The sequence below is a fragment of the Pseudomonas sp. LS1212 genome, from assembly GCF_024741815.1.
Lineage (GTDB): Bacteria > Pseudomonadota > Gammaproteobacteria > Pseudomonadales > Pseudomonadaceae > Aquipseudomonas.
Window position 1 is genome coordinate 2,595,207 of the sequence record NZ_CP102951.1, and the last position, 22,523, is coordinate 2,617,729.

The window sequence follows — 22,523 nt, forward strand, 5'->3', positions numbered from 1 at the left end:
ATGGAATTTCAAAGTTCGCGGGTCAGAACGGTCAAGAGTTCTCCCAGCATGGCTGTTTCGGTCCTGGCCAAGAAAATGCTGGCGCAAGGCGAGCCCGTCATCAATCTCAGCCTTGGTGAGCCGGACTTCAATACGCCGGCCCACGTGATAGAGGCGGCTCACCAGGCCATGCTCGCAGGCAACAATCACTACACCGCACCTAACGGCTATGAAGAACTGCGCCAGGCCATCGTGTCCAAGTTCGCCCGTGAAAACGGGCTGGATTATGGTCTCGACGAGATCTGCATTGCCAACGGCGCCAAACAGCTCCTGTTCAATGCCTTCCTTGCCACGCTGGAGCCGGGCGACGAGGTCATCACGCCGGCACCGTATTGGGTCTCCTACACCGACATGGTGCTGCTCAATGGTGGCGTGCCAAAGGTCATTCCTTGTGGCTCCGAGTATGGTTTCAAGCTTGATGCGCAGCGCCTGGAAGCGGCGATAACGCCGAAGACCCGCTGGCTGATGCTCAACTCGCCGAACAACCCCTGTGGTGCGATCTACACCCGGGAAGAGTTCGCCGCCCTGGGCGCGGTGCTGGAGCGGCATCCCAAGGTGCTGGTCATCTCTGACGAGATTTATGAGCACATCATCCTTGGCGAAAAGCCGTTTGTACCCTTCGTCAAGGCTTGCCCTGGCCTGCGTGAACGCACGCTGTTGATCAATGGTGTGTCCAAGGCCTATGCCATGACCGGCTACCGCCTGGGCTATGCCGCCGGCCCGAAAGAGCTGATCGTGGCAATGAACAAGACCCAGTCGCAAACCACCACCTGCCCGTCAGCGATTTCGCAGCTGGCGGCTGCTGCGGCGTTGGACGGGCCACAGGATTTTGTGCGTGAAGCGAACCGTGAATATCAAGCCCGTGGCGCCATGGTGGTCGAGGGGCTGTCAGCCATCGAGGGCCTGGAACTGCAGATGCCGGAAGGTGCTTTCTACGCGTTCCCCAAATGCGCAGCGTTTATCGGCAAGCGTGCCCCGGACGGTCAGGTAATCGAAAGCGATACGGACCTGGCCAACTACCTGTTGCGGGTGGGGAAAGTCGCCACCGTGCCGGGCTCTGCGTTCGGTCTGGAACCCTACATTCGCTTGTCGTTTGCCACGTCTCGCGAGCAACTCGAGCAGGCCATTGTGCAGATGCGCGAAGCGCTTTGCGCGCTGGTTTAGAAGTCGCTCCAATTCACTAATTCGAGATTTTCATGATGAGCAAGCCCTTCAAACGACTGTTGATTACCGGAGCTGCCGGCCGCCTTGGCCGCGTGCTGCGCGCGGAAATGCAGGCCTGCGCCGAGGTCCTGCGCCTGACCGATATCGCCGACATGGGGAACGCGGCACCGCACGAGGAGCTGGTGCGCTGCGACCTGGCCAACATTGCCGATGTGCTGCCGCTGGCCGAAGGTGTAGACGCGATCATTCATGCCGGCGGTGTGCCGCTGGAGAACACATTCGACTTGATCCTCAAAGGCAATATCGTCGGCACCTACAACGTGTACGAAGCGGCGCGCCAACACGGCGTGAAGCGGGTGATCTACACCAGTTCCAACCACGCTATCGGCTTCTATGATCGGACCGAAACCATTGATGCCAGCGTGCCGCACCGGCCGGACAGCCTGTATGGCGTGAGCAAGTGTTTTGCCGAGGATCTTGGGCGCTACTACTGGGATAAGTTCGGCATCGAATCGGTGAATATTCGTATCGGATCGTCGTTCGAGGAGCCGCTGGATCGTCGCATGCTGGCGACCTGGCTGTCATTCGCCGACTTTGCCCGGATCGTCGAGCGTGCCCTGCATGCACCGCGTGTCGGTCACATGATCGTGTATGGCATGTCCGATAACCGCGAGACCCTCTGGGACAATCACCTTGCGTCGTCTCTGGGCTATGTGCCCAAGGACAGTGCCGATGAGTACCGCGAGAAGGTGATGGCCAATACCCCGCGGCTCGATCCGAATGAGCCTGCGGCCCGCTATCACGGCGGGAATTTCGCCGGGGCCGGTCATTTCGAAGATGCGCAATAACGCCAATTCATCGTATTCGTAGAGGTCTGAGCCATGGCTTCGACAGCAGTAAAGCAACAGTACGACGTAGTCATCGTGGGCGGTGCAGTCAATGGCAGCGCCACCGCGTATTTCCTTGCCAACAACCCGGATTTCACCGGCTCGGTGTTGGTGATAGAGCGTGACTGGACCTACGCGCAATCAGCTACCGCGTTGTCCAGCAGCTCGATTCGCCAGCAGTTCTCCAACCCGATCAACATCCAGATTTCCAGGTTCGGTGCCGAGTTCGTTCGAGCATTTCCTGAAACCATGGAGGTCAATGGCGACAAGCCGGACCTGGCGTTCAGGGAGAACGGCTACCTGTTCCTGGCCGACCAGCGCGGCTTTGAGGTGTTGGAGCGTTTGCATGGTACTCAGGTGGAGAACGGCGCCGATGTAGTCATGCTCGATCCCGAGCAATTGGTCGAGCGCTTCCCGTGGGTCAACCCGGACAGCCTGGCTGGTGCCAGTTTTGGCCGCACCGGTGAAGGCTGGTTCGACAGCTACGGCATGCTCAATGGCTTTCGCAAAAAAGCCCGTTCGATGGGTATCGAATACATCGAGAACGAAGTCGTCGAGGTGTTGCGCAGCGGGGATCTGATTACCGGTGTGCGCCTGGCCAGCGGCGAACGGATCGGCTGCGGCATGCTGGTCAATACCGCCGGCACCCGTGGGCCCAAAGTGGCGCGCATGGCCGGCCTGGATATTCCGGTAGAAGCTCGTCGACGTTCGCTGTTCGTCTTCGACTGCCACACGCCACTGCCGGGGGTGGTGCCCCTGACCATCGATCCGACCGGGGTGTTCTTCCGTCCCGAGGGGCATCTTTACCTGGGCGGTACCTACCCGAAAGTCGATCCCGAAGTGGATGTCAACGACTTTGACGTCCTGCACGATGAGTTCGAAGAAGAGGTGTGGCCGATCCTTGCCGAGCGCGTGCCTGCATTCGAGGCGATCAAGGTGGTCAACTCCTGGGCGGGTCATTATGACTTCTGCGTGCTGGACCATAACGCGATCGTCGGGCCTCACAACGAAGTCCGCAACTTCCTGTTCTGTAATGGCTTCAGCGGCCATGGCCTGCAGCAGGCGCCAGCGATCGGCCGCGGGCTGAGTGAGCTGATTACCTACGGCGGTTATCGCAGCCTGGACTTGAGTGCGTTGTCGTACGAGCGAGTAGTCGAAAACCGTCCCTTTTTGGAGGACTCGGTCATCTGACCGCGTAGCCTGATGGAGAATAAAATGATGAACAAAGTATCCTCGGGTCTGCGTAGTGGCGGACAGGTTCTGGTCGATGCGCTGCGGATCAATGGTGTCGAGCGTGCGTTCTGCGTGCCGGGTGAAAGCTACCTGGCGGTGCTCGATGCGCTGCATGATGCCCGCGACGAGATCGAGTTGATTGTCTGCCGCCAAGAGGGCGGTGCGGCCTACATGGCCGAAGCCTATGGCAAACTCACCGGAAAGCCCGGCATCTGCTTCGTGACCCGAGGCCCAGGGGCGACCAACGCTTCGGTGGGTGTGCACACGGCGTTCCAGGACTCTACGCCGATGATCCTCTTCATCGGCCAGGTGGCTCGTGATCAGGTGGAGCGTGAGGCTTTTCAGGAGATCGACTACCGCCGCATGTTTGGCCAAATGGCCAAGTGGGTGGTGGAGGTGGATGATGCTGCACGCCTGCCCGAATTGCTCAGCCAGGCTTTTCATCGCGCCACTAACGGCCGGCCGGGTCCGGTGGTTGTGGCACTGCCCGAAGATATGCTGACCGATCGGGTCAGCGTGACTGATGCCGGACCTGCGCAGGCGATCGAGCCTGCTGCATCGCCTGCATCGCTGGCGCAACTGCAAGGTTTGATTGGCGAAGCGCAACGACCTCTGGTGGTGCTGGGTGGCGGTGGTTGGAGTGTCGAGGCGGTGGAGAACGTCCGCACCTTCATCGAGAAACAGAACCTGCCCGTGGCAGCCTCCTTCCGTTGCCAGGATCTGTTCAATAACACTTTGCCCAACTACGCCGGTGATTTGGGGTTGGCTGCGGGGCCGGAGCTGGTTGAGGCGGTCAAGAACGCCGACCTGCTGTTGGTGGTGGGCGCACGCCTGGGCGAGATGAGCACCGGTGGCTATGCCTTGGTGGACATTCCCGTGCCGAAGCAGAAGTTGGTGCATGTGCATGCCGGCATCGAAGAGTTGGGGCGCGTCTACCAGCCAACCTTGGCGATCAACGCCGGGATGAAGACTTTCGCCGCTCAGGTCGCCGAATTGCCTGCGGTCAAACATGAGGCCTTCAATGATTGGACGGCAAAGCTCAATCGCGGTTATCGCGCCAACTTTGATTGCCCTCCGTCACCGGGGCCGGTGCAGATGGGGGAAGTGATCGCCTGGTTGAACGAGCGACTGCCGCACGACAGTATCCTCACTTGCGGTGCCGGCAATTACACCGGATGGCTGCACCGCGGTTACCAGCATCGTACGTTCCGTACGCTGTTGGGGCCCACCAACGGTTCGATGGGTTATGGCGTACCTGCCGCAGTCGCGGCCAAAATCACCGCCCCGGAGCGCATGGTGGTGGCCTTTGCCGGTGACGGTTGCTTCCTCATGAACGGCCAGGAATTGGCGACAGCAGCGAACTACGACGCCCGGTTGATCGTGATCGTGGTCAACAATGGCATGTACGGCACCATTCGTATGCACCAGGAGCGCAGCTACCCGGGACGTGTTTGCGGTACTGAGCTGCACAATCCGGATTTTGCCGCCTTGGCACGTTCCTACGGCTTCCACGGCGAGACGGTCGTTGCTACCGAACAGTTCGCTGCAGCCTTTGAGCGTTGTGTTGCCAGCGCAAAACCCGCCCTTATTGAGGTGCAGGTAGATCCCGAAGCCCTGACGCCTCGAATGACACTGAGCCAGATTCGCGAAAAAGCCCTCGCTTCCCTTTGACTTCCTTCAGGCGGGGCGGATACCCATCCCCCTGCCTTTTTTGTTCCCAATTTACGTGAGCACATCAGCATGAGACTTGCCGATCCCGAACTGCTGCGCGAGTTTTGCTACATAGATGGAAGTTGGATTGCTGCCGATAGCGGCCAGACGATCGATGTCACCAATCCGGCTACGGGTGAGCGCCTGGGCAGTGTTCCGCGCATGGGTGTGAGAGAAACGCGCCGGGCCATTGCGGCCGCCGAAGCCGCATTGCCTGCCTGGCGGGCATTGACGGCCAAGGAGCGGGCGGCGCGGTTGCAAGCCTGGTTCCGCGAAATCATGCATCACCAGGAAGATCTGGCGCAGATCATGACGGCCGAACAGGGCAAGCCTCTGGCTGAGGCGCGTGGCGAAATCGCTTTTGCCGCCGCCTATGTGGAGTGGTATGCGGAAGAAGGCAAGCGCATTTACGGGGATGTTATTCCGTCTCCCCATGCAGGCCGTCGGTTGATCGTGACGAAGGAGCCGATTGGGGTGTGTGCGGCTATCACGCCATGGAATTTTCCGGCAGCAATGATCACCCGCAAGGCCGCACCGGCCTTGGCTGCAGGTTGCACCCTGGTGCTCAAGCCGGCCTCGCAGACGCCTTACAGTGCCCTGGCGCTTTGCGTGCTGGCGGAGCGTGCTGGCATTCCTCGCGGAGTGTTGAGCGTGGTGACCGGGGATTCTGCAGCTATCGGTGGCGAGCTGACTTCCAGCCCGGTGGTGCGCAAATTGTCTTTCACCGGCTCTACGCCCATTGGCATCAAGCTTCTGGAGCAATGCGCCGCTACGGTCAAGAAAGTCACCCTGGAGCTGGGTGGGAACGCACCGTTCATTGTGTTCGACGATGCAGATCTGGATGCGGCGGTGGAAGGGGCATTGATTGCCAAGTTCCGCAACTCGGGGCAAACGTGCGTCTGCGCCAATCGCTTCTATATCCAGGACGGTATCTACGATCGTTTCGTGGAAAAGTTTGCCGCGCGAGTCTCGGGTCTGGTTGTGGGTAATGGTGCACAGGCCGGCACCACCATCGGTCCCATGATTGATGGCAAGGCCGTGGCAGGCGTCGAGGCGCTGGTTGCGCAGGCCCGGGAAGCAGGAGCGCGGGTCGTAGCAGGGGGCAAGCGCCACGCTTTCGGAGGGGCTTTCTACGAGCCGACGCTGCTGGCTGACGTCACGGCCGACATGCGCGTGGCCCAAGAAGAAATCTTCGGTCCGGTGGCGCCGTTGTTTCGCTTCAGTACCGAGGAGGAGGTGATCGCCCAGGCCAATGCCACCGAATTCGGTCTGGCGTGCTATCTCTATGCCCGGGACCTGGCGCGAGTATGGCGAGTCTCCGAGGCGCTGGAGTACGGAATGGTTGGGGTCAACGTAGGGGTGCTGGCGACCGAGGTCGCCCCCTTCGGCGGCGTGAAGTCCTCGGGATTAGGCCGCGAAGGCTCCCGCTATGGCATCGAGGACTACCTGGAAATCAAGTACGTGTGTCTGGGACTCGACTGATGCGTGAAGGGTGGAGCGGAGACTACTCTCCGCTGTCTACCAGGCGTTGATAGCGCGTCAGGCTTTCTTCCAGATGCTTGCGCAGCGCGGAGCGAGCGCCGTTGACGTCGCCCATGGAAATGGCAGAGAGGATCGCACCGTGCTCGCGACCGATTTTCTTGATATGCGCCAGCCGATTTTTACCGGTCGACTGGCCATGCTTGAGGTGCAGATCGAAAATGATATCCGGGCCGAGTGCCTCGAGAAGCTGGGTGAAATGCGGATTATTGGTCGCGCGCGCAATCGCCAGGTGAAACTCGAAATCGGCCTTGGCTTCTTCTTCGAGGTTGCTGCCATCCAGTGCATTGAAGCGATCAAAGGCTTCAGTGATGTGCGACATGCTCGTCGGGCTTCGGCGTTCGGCTGCTCGCGCAACGGATTCGGTTTCGATGCCCAGGCGCAGCTCAAGTATATGTGCTGCGGCGCGCACGTCATCGACCGATGTGCTCAATGCGTAGCCGATGCGTTTGACATCCTGCTCCACCACAAACACTCCGACACCCTGGCGTGCAATCAAGCGTCCACCCAGGCGCAACGAGGCTACCGCTTCGCGTATCACGGGGCGGCTGACGTTGAATTCCTTGCAAAGCTCCTGCTCGGAAGGAAGCTTTTGGCCTGGGCCATAAGTGCCCACGTCTATGCGGTTGGACAGTTCCTTGATCACCGTCTCCGCCAGATTGGCTCTTCGCGTACCTAGCGTCGCGTTCATTTTATTGCTCCTGAAAAACTGATTGTTCGTGCTTTGGGTGAATGATTGAGCAGGTTGGTCGGCTCGGTCAAATAAGTCAGAGGCATGGAATCTCGCTGTTTTGACGATAGCCGGAGTGAGACGAAAGCAACCTACTCATATGTTATCAAGCAACTGACCTTTGCTGGTGCGATTGGCCAAATACGCCGCTCAAAGGATGTCCTGGTGGTGCATTTTTCTGCTCAGACGCTTTCTTCGTCATCATTTTCGCTTCAGGTGAGTATACACCATTGACAGTTGCCTGCTGACTGTTATCTTACAAGTGCGCTTCTAGGAAAAGATAGCGCGTCAGCAGCGAGATGTCCCGAAGAAGGCCTGGTCCCCGTGAAAGGGCTCAGGCGTGGAAAAGAAGACTTGCACGCCAACGTGCTCAATTCGTTTTGTCCGATGATTTCTGGGAGGGGAATATGCGTAAACATAACCTGGGCTTTACAGCACTTGCGGCGGCGATGACCACCGTTCTGAGTGTTGGGTCCGCTACTGCCGCTGAAACCGAGCAGGTCAAGATCGGCTTTGCCGGGCCGCTTACCGGGCCGTCCGGCCACCAGGGCCTGGATGTGGAGCATGGCGTGAGCATCGCCATCGAAGAGGCCAATCAGCAAAAACTGAAGATCGGTGACAAAGTTGTCGAGTTCAAGCTGGTCTCTGAAGACGATGTGGCCGACCCGCGCACGGGTACCGCGGTCGCCCAGCGTCTGGTGGATGCGAAGGTGGCGGTGGTTATCGGCCACTACAACTCAGGCACCAGCATCCCGGCTTCGAAAATATACGGCGATGCCGGCATTCCACAAATCTCTCCTTCAGCCACCAATCCCGCTTTGACCCGCCAGGGCATCAAGTCGGTATTTCGGGTGGTAAACGACGACGCCACCTTGGGTCGCTATGCCGGTAATTACCTGGTCAACCAGCTCGGTGCCAAGCGCATCGCTATCCTGGACGACCGCACAGCTTACGGTCAGGGGCTGGCCGATGAAGTGAACAAGGCGGTCAAGGCCGCGGGTGGGAATGTGGTTGTACGCGAGTACACCAATGACAAATCCACAGACTTCAACGCCATTTTGACGACCGCCAAGGCCCAGCAGGCAGACGCTGTGTTCTTCGCAGCCCTGGATTATCAGGCTGCGCCCATGGCCAAGCAAATGAAGAACCTGGGCCTGAAAGCCAAGTTCATGAACATCGGCAACCTCCCTAACGATGAGTTCAAGAAGATGGCCGGTAAAGCTGCCGAAGGGACTTATGCCTGGAACTACGGCACGCCGCTGCAAGAGATGCCCAAAGGTGCAGCGTTTGAACAGAAGCTCAAAGACAAGTACGGCATGGGTGTCGTGCAGTCTTCGCCGGCGGCTTATGACGCTACATGGGCGGCTATCAATGCCATGGTCAAGGCTCAGTCCGCCGACCCGGCTGTCTACTTGCCAGTGCTGAAAAGCTCATCCTACGACGGCGTGACTGGAACTATCGCCTTCGACGATGCCGGCAATCTGAAGAACGCTGCAGCGACCATCTTCCAGTTCGCTGACGGCAAGTGGAACACCCTTTCCGTCGCGCGCGACTGAAAAAACGGCGCCATCCAGAACGATAAGCGGGCCAGCATGGCCCGCGACAATAAAAAGACATTTATTTCCGATCTGCCAAAAATGTCACCGCGTCGCTGTTGCCAGCTTGCGCTGGTAGATGAAACGCAGATTTGAGGATTCAGAAAGTGGAAGCCAATCTTAATATCTTGTTGCAGCAGGTCCTCAACGGACTGGTGCTCGGTAGCATCTACGCTTTGGTTGCCCTGGGCTACACCATGGTTTACGGCATTATCGGCCTGATCAACTTCGCTCACGGCGAAATCGTGATGGTCGGGGCGATGGTGACCATCTCCGTGCTGACCATGCTTGCTGGCTTCGGCTTTGCGCCGGGTGTGTTGACGCTGTTGTTGGCAATCATGATTGCCGCAATGGTGTGCATGCTCATGGCCCAGGGCATGGAGAAGTTCGCCTACCGCCCGCTACGCAAGGCACCGCGCCTGACTCCCCTGATCCTGGCGATCGGAATTTCGATCTTCCTGCAAAACCTGGCCATGATGATCTGGGGGCGCGGCTATAAAACCTTCCCGGAAGTCGTCGAGACCCTGCCGATTGATGTATTCGGCGCCACCATCACTAACGTGCAGATGAGCATCATGATCATCTCGGTGGTCATCATGTTTGCCCTCTGGCTGCTGGTGGACAAGACCAGGCTCGGCAAGGCCATGCGTGCCACCGCCCAGAATCAGGAAGTGGCGGGACTGATGGGCATCAACATCAACCGTGTCATTTGCGCAACTTTCGTTATCGGCGCCTCCCTGGGTGCCATCGCCGGCGTCATGCGCGCCGTCAACTACGGCCAGGCCGACGCCTATATGGGATTATTGCTGGGTCTCAAGGCGTTTTCCGCGGCAGTCCTTGGTGGTATCGGCAATCTGTTCGGTGCCATGGCCGGCGGCATTCTCCTGGGTTTGATCGAATCGTTGGCAGCAGGCTACACGGGCCACCTGACAGGAGGTTTTCTGGGCGCCAACTACCAGGACATTTTTGCCTTCATGGTACTCATCATGGTGTTGCTGCTGCGGCCCAATGGTTTGATGGGCGAGCGTCAGGCCGACCGCGCCTAGGAGGCTGCCGACATGAAAAACAATTACGCACAATACGCCTTGCTGATTCTGGCATTCATTGCACTGCCCTTCGTGGTGGATGCAGTCCCGTTCCTTGGTCCAACCTGGGTGCGCATTCTCGGCTTTGCCATGCTCTACGTTCTCTTGGCGTTGGGGCTCAATATCGTGATCGGCTATGCCGGCTTGCTGGATATGGGGTACATCGGGTTCTACGCCATCGGGGCATACCTGTATGCCTTACTGTCTTCGCCGCATCTGAACATGGCGGGATTGGTCGATGGGGTATTGAACTGGCCGATCTGGATCATCATCCCATTGGCGGCGATTCTCGCAGCCATTTGCGGAGTGCTCATCGGCGCGCCGGTACTCAAGTTGCGCGGTGACTATCTGGCGATCGTCACACTGGGCTTCGGCGAAATCATCCGCATCTTCATGAACAACCTGGATCAGCCGGTGAACATCACCAACGGTCCCCAAGGCATCAGCGGCATCGCCCCGCTGCATATCGATGGTGGAGCCTGGTCCTACGCTGGCGGTGAAGCGCCGCATGCGGTCCTGTCGCTGCAGACCAAGTGGAGCCTGTTCGGCCTGGAAGTCTCGCCGGTGATCAGCTACTACCTGTTCTTTCTGGCGGTGGTGATCCTTTCGATCATTTTGTCCAAACGCCTGGAAGTGTCCCGCATCGGTCGTGCCTGGATGGCATTGCGCGAGGATGAAGTGGCTGCCGAGGCCATGGGGCTGAACAAGCGCAACCTCAAGCTGCTGGCGTTCGCCATGGGAGCTACCTTTGGCGGTGTTTCCGGCGCGCTGTTTTCCAGCTACCAGGGCTTCGTCAGCCCGGAGTCCTTCACTTTGATGGAATCCATCATGGTGCTGGCAATGGTGGTGCTCGGTGGCATGGGATCGATTCGTGGCGTGGTGTTGGGTGCACTGATTCTGTCGATCATGCCGGAGGTGTTCCGCGACTTGGTCAACTGGGTTCAGCCATTTGTGCTGGATAACGTCACCTTCATCAGCCGCGAAGTGCTGCGCAACATTCTCGATGCCTCGACCCTGCGCATGCTGGTGTTCGGACTGGCGTTGATCCTGGTGATGCGTTTTCGTCCCGAAGGCCTGTGGCCATCCAATAGACGGCGTGCCGAACTGCATGAAGACGATTCCGAACCAGGGGCTACGGAAAACGCGCTCGATAGCACAGCAGCGCATTTGGCATCGGCCCCACTCGAGTACAAGGTCAAGGCGGACAAGGTATGAGCGACGTATTACTGGAGCTGCGTTCGGTCAGCAAATTCTTTGGCGGCCTGCAGGCCCTGCACAATATCGACCTGAGTATCAAACGCGGTGAAATCCGCGGTTTGCTTGGGCCTAACGGGGCAGGCAAGACCACGTTGTTCAACGTGCTCACCGGCTTGTATCGCGCCGAAGAGGGCAAGGTAGAGTTCAACGGCAAGCCTCTGCGCATCAGCAAACCCCATAAGGTCGTGGAGGCGGGCATCTCGCGTACGTTTCAGAATATTCGCCTGTTCCACAATATGACTGCCTTGGAGAACGTCATGATCGGCCGCCATGTGCGCACCCATTGTGGTGTGTTCGGCGCCATTCTGCGGACACGTCGTTGCGTACAGGAGGAGCGCGAGATTCATGAGGCGGCCCGGTACTGGCTCGATTATGTTGGCATTGGTCGCTTCGCTGACGAACTGGCGAAAAATCTTTCCTACGGCGATCAGCGGCGTCTTGAAATTGCTCGTGCCTTGGCTACCGAACCCTTGCTGGTCGCCCTGGATGAACCGGCTGCGGGGATGAACGCTTCAGAAACCGAAGGTCTGCGGCAATTGATGTGCAAGATGCAGGCGGACGGCAAGACGGTGTTGCTGATCGAACACGACGTGAAGCTGGTCATGGGCTTGTGCGATCACGTCACGGTATTGGAGTTCGGCAAGAAAATTGCCGATGGTCTACCGTCGCAGGTGCAGAAAGACCCTCGAGTGATCGAGGCTTATTTGGGTTCGGAGACGGTGGCCTGAGCATGAAAAATATTCTGGAAGTGAGCGACCTGAAGGTTTCCTACGGCGCCATTCAGGCAATCAAAGGTCTGAATTTTCACGTAGGCGAAGGCGAAATGGTCGCGTTGATCGGTGCCAACGGTGCTGGCAAGACAACCACCCTCAAAACACTCGCAGGGCTGCTCACCCCGGCAGGCGGGAAGATCACCTTCGACGGCAAGGCTCACGCGAAGATCAAGGGTTTTGACTTGATCCGCGAAGGCTTGGCATTGGTCCCTGAGGGGCGAGGCATTTTCCCCAAATTGACGGTGTACGAAAACCTGGAGATGGGCGCCTTCTCCCGCACGGATGGTAAAAATGCGATTGAGGTCGATATCGAACGCATGTTCGGCATTTTTCCACGGCTAAAAGAGCGGGCATTCCAGTTGGCGGGAACCATGTCAGGCGGCGAGCAGCAAATGCTGGCGATTTCCCGCGCGCTGATGGGCAAGCCCAAGCTGCTGTTGCTCGATGAGCCGTCCATGGGGTTGGCTCCGATCATCGTCCAGAAAATATTCGAGACCATCCGCGAAGTCGTTAAAGGCGGTGTGACGTTATTGCTGGTGGAACAGAACGCGAAACTCGCCCTGCAAACCTGCCAGCGAGCTTATGTGATTGATGGAGGGCGCATTGCCTTGGAAGGGCAGGCTGAAGAGCTCCTGCACAACGAACGAGTACAGAAGGCCTACCTGGGAGAATAGGTGCACCGACGGTGGTTCCCCTTCCTCTATTGGGGAGGGGGAACCGTGGCCTTGAACCCAACCAGCGATCAGTTGCAGTTGCCAGAAATGGATTTCTGTATGTATAACCAGTATCCCATGAATTCTGGTCCGCTCGCCCCGTGACAAGCCAACCTCTGGAAGATCCCTTCTATTACCTGCACAACTTCAGCCGCGTCCTCGACTGGCTGGAGCCGCGTTATGCGGATCTGTTCAATGACGAAGAGCGGCGGTTTCTCGCCGATTTCCGTTGCCTGCCGAAAAACAGCCAGGCCTTGCTGGTACGCATGGTCATGCGCAAGGGGCCGTTGTATCGCGCCAGCAAGCTCAGCTATGCCGAGATTGGCTCGACCGTGCAGGCCGTCGCGCCATTGCTGGAACACGGCTGGGTAGACGATCAGTTTCCCTTGAACCTGGAGCAGCTTTTCCAGGTGCTGGTAAAGCCTGAGATCGTCGCCAGTTTCGGGCCGCTGTTCGAGCGGCCGCGCGCGGGCAAGGCTGAGCTGCTGGCCGCCTTGTTGCCGCAATGCCTCCAGGTGCAGGCCTTCAGACAGTGGTGCCCGGCGCTGGACGATCATTTGTATGTGCTCAAGGTCCGTGGCTTGTGCGACCGGCTGCGGCTGCTGTTCTTCGGCAATCTTTATCAGGACTGGACGGAATTCGTGCTGGCCGACCTGGGGCTGCTGCGTTATGAAACCGTTGAATTGAGTGCCGAGTCCCGGGCGCTGCGCAGTCGCGAGGACCTGGACACCTGCCTGGCGCTGCATGCCTGTGGCGAGCAGTTCGAGGCCGGGGCCGATGCTGGGCCGATTCTCGATCAGGTGCTTGCCGCGCGCAGCAGCAACCCCTGGCTGGAGCGGCGCCGGGGCAAATTGCTGTTTCAGTTGGGACAGCATTGCGAACGCAGCGCCGAGTGGGGAACCGCGCTGACGATCTATCAGGACTGCGTGCACCCTGAAGCACGCTTGCGCACTCTCCGCGTTCTTGAGCGCAGCGAACAGTATGCGGCGGCCATGGCCCTGGCCCGGGATATCGAACTGGCGCCGGGCAATGCGGCCGAGTCCCAGCAGTTGATGCGCATCATGCCGCGATTGCGGCGCAAGTTGGGCCAGGCGGCCATCGCCAGGCCCGATCCGGCGCCGAGCAGCCGCCTGGACCTGACCTTGCCGCGCCCGCTGGAGGGCTGGAGCGTCGAACAGGTCGTCCAGGCGCACCTGAACGAGGCGCTGGGCCCCGTGCATTATGTCGAGAACACCTTGCTCAACTCCCTGTTCGGATTGTTGTGCTGGCCGGCGATATTCGCCCCCATACCCGGGGCGTTCTTCCATCCCTTCCAGAGCGGCCCGGCCGACCTGCATCAGGGCGAGTTTCGCGAGCGTCGCGCCGAGCTGTTCGCCGCCTGCCTGGCGCAACTGGACGATGGCCGCTACAAGGCCAGCATCCGTGAGCATTACCGAAGCAAGTGGGGCCTGCAGTCGCCTTTCGTGTTCTGCGGCAATTTGAGCGAAGCGCTGCTGGAAGAGGCATTGCTGTGCCTGCCGGCCGAACACCTCAAGCACTGGTTCGAGCGCCTGCTGGGCGACATACAGGCCAACCGGGCGGGAATGCCCGACCTGATCCAGTTCTGGCCGCAGCAGCAACGTTACCGGATGATCGAGGTCAAGGGCCCGGGCGATCGCCTGCAGGACAACCAGCTGCGCTGGATCGACTTCTGCAGCCGGCATGGCATGCCGGTCACGGTGTGCTACGTGCAATGGCAGGAGCCTGACGCATGAGTTATGTGGTGGCGGTTCGGGCGTTGTGTGAGTTCACCGCCAAGGTCGGTGACCTGGACCTGCGCTTCACGCCGTCGCCGACCGCCCAGGAGGGGATCGCCGGCCACCGCCGGGTCACGGCGCGGCGCGGGCAGGGCTATCAGGCCGAGGTGCCCCGGGTGGCCGAGCTGTTCGATGCGCATTTCCTGTTCGATGTGAGCAAGCGCGAAGGCACCGGCAAGCGCCATCTGTCCACCCTGTGCCTGCGCAATGTGGTGCCGGCGCCGCTGATCGGTCCGCGCCTGGCGTCGGCGCGCAGTACGGTAATGTTTTCCGCGACCCTGAGCCCGCGTCACTACTATGCGGACCTGCTCGGGCTGCCCGCGCAATGGTCGCAGTCGCGGCAGATGGGTGAGCAACAGCGCCGGGAATTTCTGGCCCGATTCACCCCTGACAGCCAGGGTGTCGGCTTTGCCGTGCTGGGCGGGGCCTTCGGTGAAGGCATCGACCTGCCGGGGGCGCGCTTGATCGGCGCTTTTATCGCCACCCTGGGGCTGGCACAGCTCAACCCGGTCAACGAGCAACTCAAGCAGCGCATGGGAGCGATCTTTGGCGATGGTTACGATTACACCTACCTGTATCCCGGGGTGCAGAAGGTTGTGCAGGCGGCGGGGAGGGTGATTCGCTGTCAGCATGACCGCGGCGTGGTGGTATTGATCGATGAACGCTTCGGGCAGGCCAAGGTACAGCAGCTGTTTCCCACATGGTGGCAATGCCCATCGGCATTTTTAGCGGGGCAGGGATAGAACGCTTCGCCTACCGGTCCAACTGCCAGTAAACTCCGTAACCTCCAGACTCAAACTCTTTTTTTTTTAGAGGTTTTGCATGAAGCTCAGTCCTTTAGCGGGCAAACCTGCACCAGCATGTGCACTGGTCGATATTCCCCGGTTGCTGACAGCCTATTACACCGGCCAGCCCGACGCGTCGATCGCCGCCCAACGTGTGGCGTTCGGTACGTCCGGCCACAGGGGCAGTGCGTTTGACCTGAGTTTCAACGAAAATCACGTCCTGGCCATCAGCCAGGCCATTTGCCTGTATCGCCAGGCCAAGGGCATCGATGGCCCGCTGTTTGTCGGTGTCGATACCCACGCGCTGTCCACCCCGGCCGGCGCCAGTGCGCTGCAGGTGCTGGCCGCCAACGGCGTCGAAGTCATGATCGCCAAGGATGACGAGTACACGCCGACCCCGGCCGTGTCCCATGCCATCCTCTGCTACAACCGCGGCCGCAGCAGCGGCCTGGCCGACGGTATCGTCATCACCCCGTCGCACAACCCGCCGCAAAGCGGTGGGTTCAAATACAACCCGCCCAATGGTGGCCCGGCCGATTCCGACGTCACCAAATGGATTGAAGCCAAGGCCAACGAGCTGCTTGCCGATGGCCTCAAGGGCGTCAAGCGCATGGATTACGAGCAGGCGTTGAACGCTGCCACGACCCATCGCCATGATTACCTCAACACTTACGTGGCCGATCTGGGCAATGTCATCGACATGGACGCCATCCGCGCTGCAGACCTGCGTCTGGGCGTCGACCCGTTGGGCGGCGCCGGCGTTCGCTACTGGGCGGCGATTGCCGAGCATTACAAGCTGAACCTGGAAGTGGTCAACAGTGAAGTCGACCCGACGTTCCGCTTCATGTGCGTGGATTGGGACGGCCAGATCCGCATGGACCCGTCTTCGAACTACGCCATGCAAGGGCTGATTGGCCTCAAGGATCGTTTCGACGTCGCCTTCGCCTGCGACCCGGACCACGACCGCCACGGCATCGTTACCCCGTCCGGCGGCTTGCTGCAGCCGAACAATTACCTGGCCGTAGCCATCGATTACCTGTTCAACAACCGGCCGCAATGGCGCAGCGATGCGGCCGTGGGCAAGACCGTGGTCAGCAGTGGCCTGATCGATCGGGTCACGGCGCGCCTGGGGCGCCGTCTGCATGAAGTGCCGGTGGGCTTCAAGTTCTTCGCCGACGGTCTGTTCGACGGTTCGCTGGGCTTTGGCGGGGAGGAGAGTGCGGGGGCGTCGTTTTTGCGCCGCGACGGTAGTGTCTGGTGCACCGACAAGGACGGCCTGATTCCGGCGCTGCTGGCGGCCGAAATCACAGCCAAAACCGGGCTCGATCCGAACCAGTACTACGAAAAGCTTGCGCAAGACTTGGGCCGGCCATTCGCGACCCGCGTCGAGGCCAAGGCCAACCCGCAGCAGAAGGCCCTGTTGAGCAAGCTGTCGCCCGAGCAGGTCAAGTCGACCAGCCTGGCCGGCGAGCCTATCGAACAGATCCTCAGCCATGCCCCGGGCAACGGCCAGGCCATCGGCGGCTTGAAGGTCATGACCGCCAACGGCTGGTTTGCGGCGCGACCTTCGGGGACCGAGGATATCTACAAGATTTACGCCGAGAGCTTTATCGACGAGGCGCATCTGCAGCGTCTGGTGGCTGAGGCGCAGGTGTTGGTGGATGCTGCGATTGCTTAGATTTTGCTTTAAGTTAATTTGTTAAGTCATTGATTTTTGGTTGATTGTTATGCCTCATCGCTGGCAAGCCAGCTCCCACAGGTTCGGTGTGGTCTTGTGGTCCTTGTGGGAGCTGGCTTGCCAGCGATGAGGCCCGAACAGGCAACAACAAATTCCCTGAAGTAAATAAAGAAAGGGCCTGAAACTCAGGCCCTTTTTCTTTTTCAAGCTACATCAACCAACACAATCTCACTGTCTTCCACAGCGGTAACCCGCAACGTCCGCTCATCCTCAACAGCCACCCCATCGCGCGCCGCCGCACGCACCCCGTTGACCTCGATCAGACCCTTGGCCGGCACCAGGTAGGCACGCCGTCCGGCATCCAGCACATACTCCGCCGTCTCCCCAGCCTTCAAATTGGCCGCTACCAGCCGCGCATCGGCGCGAATCCGCAGGCTTTGGTCATCGCCGGCCTTGCCACTGGCCAGGGTGACGAACCCTTCGCCACGCTCGCCCTTGGGGAAGGGCCTGGCGCCCCAGGACGGTGCTGCGCCGCGTTGGTCGGGCATGATCCAGATCTGGAAGATCCGGGTGGGCACCGATTCCAGGTTGTACTCACTGTGGGCGATACCGGTACCGGCGCTCATGACCTGCACATCACCGGCTTCGGTTCGACCCTTGTTGCCCAGGTTGTCCTGGTGGGTGATCGCGCCTTCACGGACATAGGTAATGATCTCCATGTCCCGGTGCGGGTGCTGCGGGAATCCGGTGCCGGGGGCGATCACGTCATCGTTCCATACCCGCAGGTTGCCCCAGTTCATGCGCTCGGGGTCGTAATACTCGGCGAAGGAAAAATGGTGATGGGCATCGAGCCAGCCGTGGTTGGCACCACCGAGGGACTTGAAGGGTCGCAGTTGCAGCATGGCGTCATCTCCTGAGCAGGGAATCGTTTGGATGGGCCCATCATCTATCAACACAGGATCGAAAATAAGCGAAAAATATCCGTAATGATGATCGTAATATTAGATAGGTTTTGTTGCCTGAAACTTAGCGCTGTTTATGCGATTCATCGCCTAATGAGCTGATCTATAGGCAATTGACTGGCAGTCGCGCGCGAATGGAGCGAACATGAGCGCCTGTCATTGCCAACCCTTGGAGTCCGCGTGCCCGAGCTGCCTGCCGAACTGTCGCCCCCCGCCCAATTGCCCTTGCTCAAGCGCCTGGCCGCGCGCTTTCTCGGTCGTGGCCTGAGTCGCCTGCGCGCCCAGCACCGCGATTCCTGGTTCCAGGGGCATGTGGTCGGGCAACGCACCGGCCATGCCGATGGCCTGCGCGAGGGCTATGAAGAAGGTCGTATCGACGGTATCGAAGAAGGGCGCCAGGTCTTGCTGATCCGCGATTCGCGGCCGCAAGGCCATGCGGTGCCGGGGGTAGACGACAACCTGTTCGACGATTGGCGACTGCCGGTCACTGCCCAATTGAAGAAGCGCATCAAGGCCGACGTCGCCCAACGCCTGCCGAGCCACGCGCAACCGAGCGCGGCGCAGTGGAAGATGATTTTCAGCGATACCCCGTCCACCTATGTGATTGCCGGCGCCGGCGCAGGCAAGTCGACCTCGCTGGTACTGCGGATCCTGCTGCTGACCCATTACCTGGGCTTCGAGCTCGGCTCCATGACGGTGGTGACCTTCACCCGTGAGTCACGCAAGGACTTCATCAGCAAGCTCATCGAGGTGCTGGGGCTGTGGGGACACTCGCTGAGCCAGGCCCAGGCGCGTGAAGTGGTGCGCACCTTTCATTCACGCATCCTGCCGCTGGTCCGCAGCCTGCCCGGGTTCGGCCAGTTGCGCGCTTTCGAGAACCTCAGCAATGCCGTGCAGGCGGGAGCCGAGGCGGGCGAGCAGAGCAATCCGTTCGATTTGCGCCTCAATGATGCCCAGCGCCAGCAGCTCAACCTCTGCTACCGAGATCTGCACGCCGGCAACGAACGCTTTCGCGAGCTGATGGCGATGTTGCGCAGGCAAGCCCTGCAACTCAAGGAGCTGGATCGCGACCACCCCGATGTGCAGAAACGGGTGGCGGTGACGCAATTGTCCGCCAGCCGCGACGAAGAACTGTGCGACACCATCGAAGACCTCTGGTTTCGCGCCGGTGCCTGGCCGATCAAAGGCATCGAGCCCAACCGGCAGACGGTCGAGATCAACGGCAGCGCCTTTCACTTCCACGGCTACATCGCGCAAATGGATGCCTGGGTCGTTCTGGGCTTCGACCCGGGGGAAAACCAGCAATACAAGCGCCCTGGCGCCAAGCTGCCGGTGTGGGCCGAGTGGGTGATAAAACGCACACTGTTTCAAGCTTTCTGCGGTAAGCCAGTGATCTGGTTGGAAAACTATGCCGCCGCCAAGCGCCTGCTTCAGTCGTTGGCAACCGATGCAGTGGCCGGCCCCGGGTTCGATTACAAGGTCAAGGGCGAATTGAGCGCAGCCCCCTTGCTCGACAGTTTCGTCGCCGCAGCCAGTTTTATCGAGAACCTGGGGCTGGATGTGTCTGTGGCCGTGGGGCAAATGAGCTTTGCCCGCGATGACAGCGACCGCTGGTTCTTCGAAGCGCTGAGCCTGTTCTGGAAGGCTTTCGAGACACATCTGCTCGAGCAATCACCACCGATCATGACCTATAACCGCATGTTCGCGCTGTTTGGCGAGAATACTCCGGAGAATCTCAAGCAGGTCACGGATGAGTTGCTCAGGCCGTTATCGCATCTGATGATCGATGAGTTCCAGGACGTCTCGCCGCAAATCGTCTCCTGGCTGCGCGCCAGCCTGCGCGAGATCCGCAGCCGCGGGCCATCGATGCACCTCGGACGGGCTGCGCAGCATTCATCCTTGTTGTGCGTGGGCGATGACTGGCAGTCGATCTATGGCTGGCGGGGCAGTTCGCCGAAGTACTTCATGGAGTTTGCCAAGGAGTTCCTCTCGCCGGCAACGACCCGGGTCATGCTCAGCGACAACTATCGCAGCCATCAGCACATCATCGATGCGGCCGAACACATTGTGAAATCCGCCCCGGCCATCACCGGCAAAAAAGCCAGGGCCTGTGGGCCGGCTGCCGAGGAACCGGTGCCGGTCTCGGTACTCGATCGTGATGATCCGGGCTTGGCCCAGCGCCTGCTCGAGCACTACAAGCGCGGCGATTCGATCTTGCTGTTGTATCGAAAAGGCAGCGATAAGTTATTGATTGCAGAGCATTTACAAGCGTTGGTAAATCACGAGTCCGCGCTTGCGCCGCCGGCCCGGCGCTTCAAGCAGTTGACCTATCACAGCTCCAAGGGGTTGCAGGCGGATGCCGTGTTCATGCTCGGCGATTGCCAGCACGTGACCCGCTCACCCTACAAGAACCAGGTTTACCGCATGGCGGGTCTTGGCCGCAGCGGTGATGCCGAACCTTTCGATAACGCACAGAAGGACGAGATCCTGCGGCTGGCCTATGTCGCCATTACCCGGGCGGTCAAGCACTGTTACTGGTATGTCGATGCACCGAATGGCGATAGCGCGAACGTGCCGCGCGCATCGTTGCAGGTGAATGCCGACAAGGCCTTTTTCGACGACTGGCGCGGGCGAGAAAAGGCCCGCCAATAGCGGGCCCCCGGACACCAGTGCAGGATTCAGCCGACAGCGGCGAAAGCAAGCGGAGGGGTGAACGCCTCCAGTTCCGCTTCGACTGCTTCGATGATGCGTTCTACATCCGGCGCGTTCATCACCGTGGCACAGGGTATGCCGGCGATGGCGATCAGGGTTTCTCCAGTGGCGCGGTCGAACAGTCGCGCCACCATGCTGCAGGGCGCATCCATGCTGCCCTCGAAGCCCAACGGGTGAAAATGCCAACGCATGACCTGACAGGCGTTGGGGAACGTCAGTTTATTCATGAGGCCCACCTTGTGATCGACCGGCAGGAGCGATCAGGCCTGCACCTGACCATGACAGTTCTTAACGGTAGCACTGGTTTCGGTTTTAAGTGGTTTTTTCCAGGCCGTCTGTCTTGTGCTTTCGAACTTTTCGACGTACGTCCTATAGCCAAAAAACGCGAAGTGCCGGAGACCCCTCGCAATATTCTCGCATACAGGTTTGCGCAAACGTTTTGCCGAGAGAAAACGGGGTTTTTATCGATGTTTAGTTATAAGTTTTTTTTCAACCGACTTATCCTTTCCAGTATCCGACTTTGCGCATGACCGACAAGGAGACTCGCATGCGTTATTCCGCGCTTACCGACCGTATTGGAGGTGAGGGAGCCGATGCCTGGAACATTCACCATCGAGCCCTGGCGTTACTGAAAGAAGGCCGCGATATTTTGTTGTTGTCGGTGGGCGACCCCGACTTCGATACCCCCCGGCCGGTTGTGCAGGCTGCGATCGACAGCCTGCTGGCCGGCGATACCCATTACTCCGATGTGCGCGGCAGCCTGGCACTGCGACAGAGCATCGCCCGGCGCCAGACGCGGCTCAGCGGTCAACCGCTGAATGCGAACGAAGTGATCATCATGCCGGGCGCCCAGTGCGCGGTGTATTCGGTCGTGCACTGCCTACTGGACCCCGGCGATGAAGTCATCGTCGCCGAGCCCATGTATGTCACCTATGAAGCGGTGTTCGGCGCCTGTGGGGCGAAAGTGGTACCGGTACCCGTCAAACCGCAAAACGGTTTTCGTGTACAGGCCGCTGAAGTGGCTGCGCGGATTACCCCGCGAACCCGTGCGCTGCTGCTCAACAGCCCGCATAACCCCTCTGGCGCGAGCTTGTCGCGATCGGCCTGGGAGCAGCTGGCGCAGCTGTGCGTAGAGCATGACCTGTGGCTGATCTCCGATGAGGTGTACAGCGAGCTGCTCTATGAAGGTGAGCATGTCAGCCCCGCCAGCCTTCCGGGAATGGCCGGGCGCACGGCGACCATCAACAGTCTGTCCAAGTCCCACGCGATGTCCGGCTGGCGGATCGGCTGGGTGATTGGCCCGCAAACCCTGGCCAATCATCTGGCGAACTTGTCCTTGTGCATGGTCTATGGCCTGCCGGACTTCATCCAGAACGCCGCCCAGGTGGCGATCGAGGCCGACCTGCCGGCCGTCGAGCAGATGCGCCAGGCCTATCGTCAGCGTCGTGACCGGGTGTGCGCGACGCTGGAGGGTTGTGCCGGGATACGCGTGCACAAGCCCGACGGCGGCATGTTCGTGATGATCGATATCCGTGAAACCGGGCTGGGCGCCCAGGCCTTTGCCCACCGACTGCTGGAAGACCACGGGGTGTCGGTGCTGGCCGGCGAGGCGTTCGGCCCGAGCGCTGCCGGGCACTTGCGCCTGGGGCTGGTGCTTGATAGCGAGCGGCTGGAGGAGGCGTGCCGGCGGATTGCACGCTGTGCGGTGGAGGTGCTCGAAGAAGCGACACCGCGCAGTGCAGCCGGGTGTCTGTAGTCGCTGAGATTGCTGGCGCCCGCTACGCGGGCGAGCGCAGCCTGGCGGCAGCGGCTACACCGACTGAGTTGGGCCGGACACTTGTAGCCGCTGCCGCAGGCTGTCGCAA

General features: G+C 59.9%; 17 protein-coding genes and 1 pseudogene. 15 read left to right on the top strand and 3 right to left on the bottom strand.

What is annotated here, in order from left to right; all coding sequences use genetic code 11:
• From NVV94_RS12300 to gabD, 5 genes are all read left to right on the top strand, one after another.
• Complete coding sequence (locus NVV94_RS12300; protein WP_258447397.1) at positions 1–1,203, top strand: pyridoxal phosphate-dependent aminotransferase; 1,203 nt, start codon at positions 1–3, stop codon at positions 1,201–1,203.
• Positions 1,204–1,235: 32 nt separating this feature from the next.
• Complete coding sequence (locus NVV94_RS12305; RefSeq protein ID WP_408733468.1) at positions 1,236–2,051, top strand: NAD-dependent epimerase/dehydratase family protein; 816 nt, start codon at positions 1,236–1,238, stop codon at positions 2,049–2,051.
• A 33-nt stretch (positions 2,052–2,084) separates the two neighbouring features.
• Positions 2,085–3,281: an FAD-binding oxidoreductase gene (locus tag NVV94_RS12310; RefSeq protein WP_258447398.1), complete on the top strand. Its 1,197-nt coding sequence runs from the start codon at positions 2,085–2,087 to the stop codon at positions 3,279–3,281.
• 27 nt (positions 3,282–3,308) lie between these two features.
• Positions 3,309–4,994, top strand: coding sequence for a thiamine pyrophosphate-binding protein (locus NVV94_RS12315; RefSeq protein WP_258447683.1), 1,686 nt, complete (start codon positions 3,309–3,311; stop codon positions 4,992–4,994).
• 69 nt (positions 4,995–5,063) lie between these two features.
• Positions 5,064–6,515: an NADP-dependent succinate-semialdehyde dehydrogenase gene (gene gabD, locus NVV94_RS12320; RefSeq protein ID WP_258447399.1), complete on the top strand. Its 1,452-nt coding sequence runs from the start codon at positions 5,064–5,066 to the stop codon at positions 6,513–6,515.
• Between the two features lie 22 nt (positions 6,516–6,537).
• Here gabD and NVV94_RS12325 read toward each other — a convergent pair whose 3' ends face one another.
• A complete protein-coding gene (locus NVV94_RS12325) occupies positions 6,538–7,263 on the bottom strand; it encodes a FadR/GntR family transcriptional regulator (RefSeq protein ID WP_258447400.1) in 726 nt (241 codons plus the stop codon).
• Between the two features lie 446 nt (positions 7,264–7,709).
• Between NVV94_RS12325 and NVV94_RS12330 the strand changes: the two genes are divergently transcribed.
• From NVV94_RS12330 to pgm, 8 genes and pseudogenes are all read left to right on the top strand, one after another.
• The gene (locus NVV94_RS12330) at positions 7,710–8,858 is read left to right on the top strand and encodes a branched-chain amino acid ABC transporter substrate-binding protein (RefSeq protein WP_258447401.1); all 1,149 of its coding nucleotides are present in this window, start codon (positions 7,710–7,712) and stop codon (positions 8,856–8,858) included.
• Between the two features lie 146 nt (positions 8,859–9,004).
• On the top strand, positions 9,005–9,943 hold the full coding sequence (locus NVV94_RS12335) for a branched-chain amino acid ABC transporter permease (RefSeq protein WP_258447402.1): 939 nt from the start codon (positions 9,005–9,007) through the stop codon (positions 9,941–9,943).
• 12 nt (positions 9,944–9,955) lie between these two features.
• Positions 9,956–11,197 carry an ABC transporter permease subunit gene (locus tag NVV94_RS12340; protein WP_258447403.1) on the top strand — a complete coding sequence of 414 codons (1,242 nt, stop codon included), beginning with the start codon at positions 9,956–9,958 and terminating at the stop codon, positions 11,195–11,197.
• Positions 11,194–11,967 carry an ABC transporter ATP-binding protein gene (locus tag NVV94_RS12345; RefSeq protein WP_258447404.1) on the top strand — a complete coding sequence of 258 codons (774 nt, stop codon included), beginning with the start codon at positions 11,194–11,196 and terminating at the stop codon, positions 11,965–11,967. Before NVV94_RS12340 ends, NVV94_RS12345 begins: the two co-directional genes overlap by 4 nt.
• A 2-nt stretch (positions 11,968–11,969) precedes the next feature.
• Positions 11,970–12,686, top strand: a complete 717-nt coding sequence (locus tag NVV94_RS12350; protein ID WP_258447405.1) for an ABC transporter ATP-binding protein — start codon at positions 11,970–11,972, stop codon at positions 12,684–12,686.
• Between the two features lie 140 nt (positions 12,687–12,826).
• On the top strand, positions 12,827–14,479 hold the full coding sequence (locus tag NVV94_RS12355) for a VRR-NUC domain-containing protein (protein ID WP_258447406.1): 1,653 nt from the start codon (positions 12,827–12,829) through the stop codon (positions 14,477–14,479).
• Between the two features lie 155 nt (positions 14,480–14,634).
• Positions 14,635–15,264 (top strand): annotated as a pseudogene (locus NVV94_RS12360) (helicase C-terminal domain-containing protein); the annotation flags it as partial.
• A gap of 79 nt (positions 15,265–15,343) precedes the next feature.
• Positions 15,344–16,984, top strand: coding sequence for a phosphoglucomutase (alpha-D-glucose-1,6-bisphosphate-dependent) (pgm, locus tag NVV94_RS12365; RefSeq protein ID WP_258447408.1), 1,641 nt, complete (start codon positions 15,344–15,346; stop codon positions 16,982–16,984).
• Between the two features lie 203 nt (positions 16,985–17,187).
• Here pgm and NVV94_RS12370 read toward each other — a convergent pair whose 3' ends face one another.
• Complete coding sequence (locus NVV94_RS12370; protein WP_258447409.1) at positions 17,188–17,886, bottom strand: pirin family protein; 699 nt, start codon at positions 17,884–17,886, stop codon at positions 17,188–17,190.
• A gap of 240 nt (positions 17,887–18,126) precedes the next feature.
• Between NVV94_RS12370 and NVV94_RS12375 the strand changes: the two genes are divergently transcribed.
• Positions 18,127–20,598 carry a UvrD-helicase domain-containing protein gene (locus tag NVV94_RS12375; RefSeq protein WP_258447410.1) on the top strand — a complete coding sequence of 824 codons (2,472 nt, stop codon included), beginning with the start codon at positions 18,127–18,129 and terminating at the stop codon, positions 20,596–20,598.
• Positions 20,599–20,624: 26 nt separating this feature from the next.
• On the opposite strand, the gene NVV94_RS12380 is transcribed toward NVV94_RS12375, so the two are convergent.
• On the bottom strand, positions 20,625–20,885 hold the full coding sequence (locus tag NVV94_RS12380; protein WP_258447411.1) for a DUF1652 domain-containing protein: 261 nt from the start codon (positions 20,883–20,885) through the stop codon (positions 20,625–20,627).
• Between the two features lie 320 nt (positions 20,886–21,205).
• Here NVV94_RS12380 and NVV94_RS12385 point away from each other — a divergent pair, with 320 nt between their 5' ends.
• Positions 21,206–22,414 (top strand): pyridoxal phosphate-dependent aminotransferase, encoded by a 1,209-nt coding sequence (locus NVV94_RS12385; RefSeq protein WP_258447412.1) that lies wholly within the window; start codon positions 21,206–21,208, stop codon positions 22,412–22,414.
• Positions 22,415–22,523: the final 109 nt, after the last annotated feature.

Coding starts and splice junctions, on each gene's coding strand:
- NVV94_RS12310 (WP_258447398.1), top strand. CDS start 2,085: ATGGCTTCGACAGCAGTAAAGCAACAGTACGACGTAGTCATCGTGGGC.
- NVV94_RS12350 (WP_258447405.1), top strand. CDS start 11,970: ATGAAAAATATTCTGGAAGTGAGCGACCTGAAGGTTTCCTACGGCGCC.
- NVV94_RS12305 (WP_408733468.1), top strand. CDS start 1,236: ATGATGAGCAAGCCCTTCAAACGACTGTTGATTACCGGAGCTGCCGGC.
- NVV94_RS12340 (WP_258447403.1), top strand. CDS start 9,956: ATGAAAAACAATTACGCACAATACGCCTTGCTGATTCTGGCATTCATT.
- NVV94_RS12385 (WP_258447412.1), top strand. CDS start 21,206: ATGCGTTATTCCGCGCTTACCGACCGTATTGGAGGTGAGGGAGCCGAT.
- NVV94_RS12380 (WP_258447411.1), bottom strand. CDS start 20,885: ATGAATAAACTGACGTTCCCCAACGCCTGTCAGGTCATGCGTTGGCAT.
- NVV94_RS12345 (WP_258447404.1), top strand. CDS start 11,194: ATGAGCGACGTATTACTGGAGCTGCGTTCGGTCAGCAAATTCTTTGGC.
- NVV94_RS12325 (WP_258447400.1), bottom strand. CDS start 7,263: ATGAACGCGACGCTAGGTACGCGAAGAGCCAATCTGGCGGAGACGGTG.
- NVV94_RS12315 (WP_258447683.1), top strand. CDS start 3,309: ATGAACAAAGTATCCTCGGGTCTGCGTAGTGGCGGACAGGTTCTGGTC.
- NVV94_RS12370 (WP_258447409.1), bottom strand. CDS start 17,886: ATGCTGCAACTGCGACCCTTCAAGTCCCTCGGTGGTGCCAACCACGGC.
- pgm (WP_258447408.1), top strand. CDS start 15,344: ATGAAGCTCAGTCCTTTAGCGGGCAAACCTGCACCAGCATGTGCACTG.
- NVV94_RS12300 (WP_258447397.1), top strand. CDS start 1: ATGGAATTTCAAAGTTCGCGGGTCAGAACGGTCAAGAGTTCTCCCAGC.
- gabD (WP_258447399.1), top strand. CDS start 5,064: ATGAGACTTGCCGATCCCGAACTGCTGCGCGAGTTTTGCTACATAGAT.
- NVV94_RS12330 (WP_258447401.1), top strand. CDS start 7,710: ATGCGTAAACATAACCTGGGCTTTACAGCACTTGCGGCGGCGATGACC.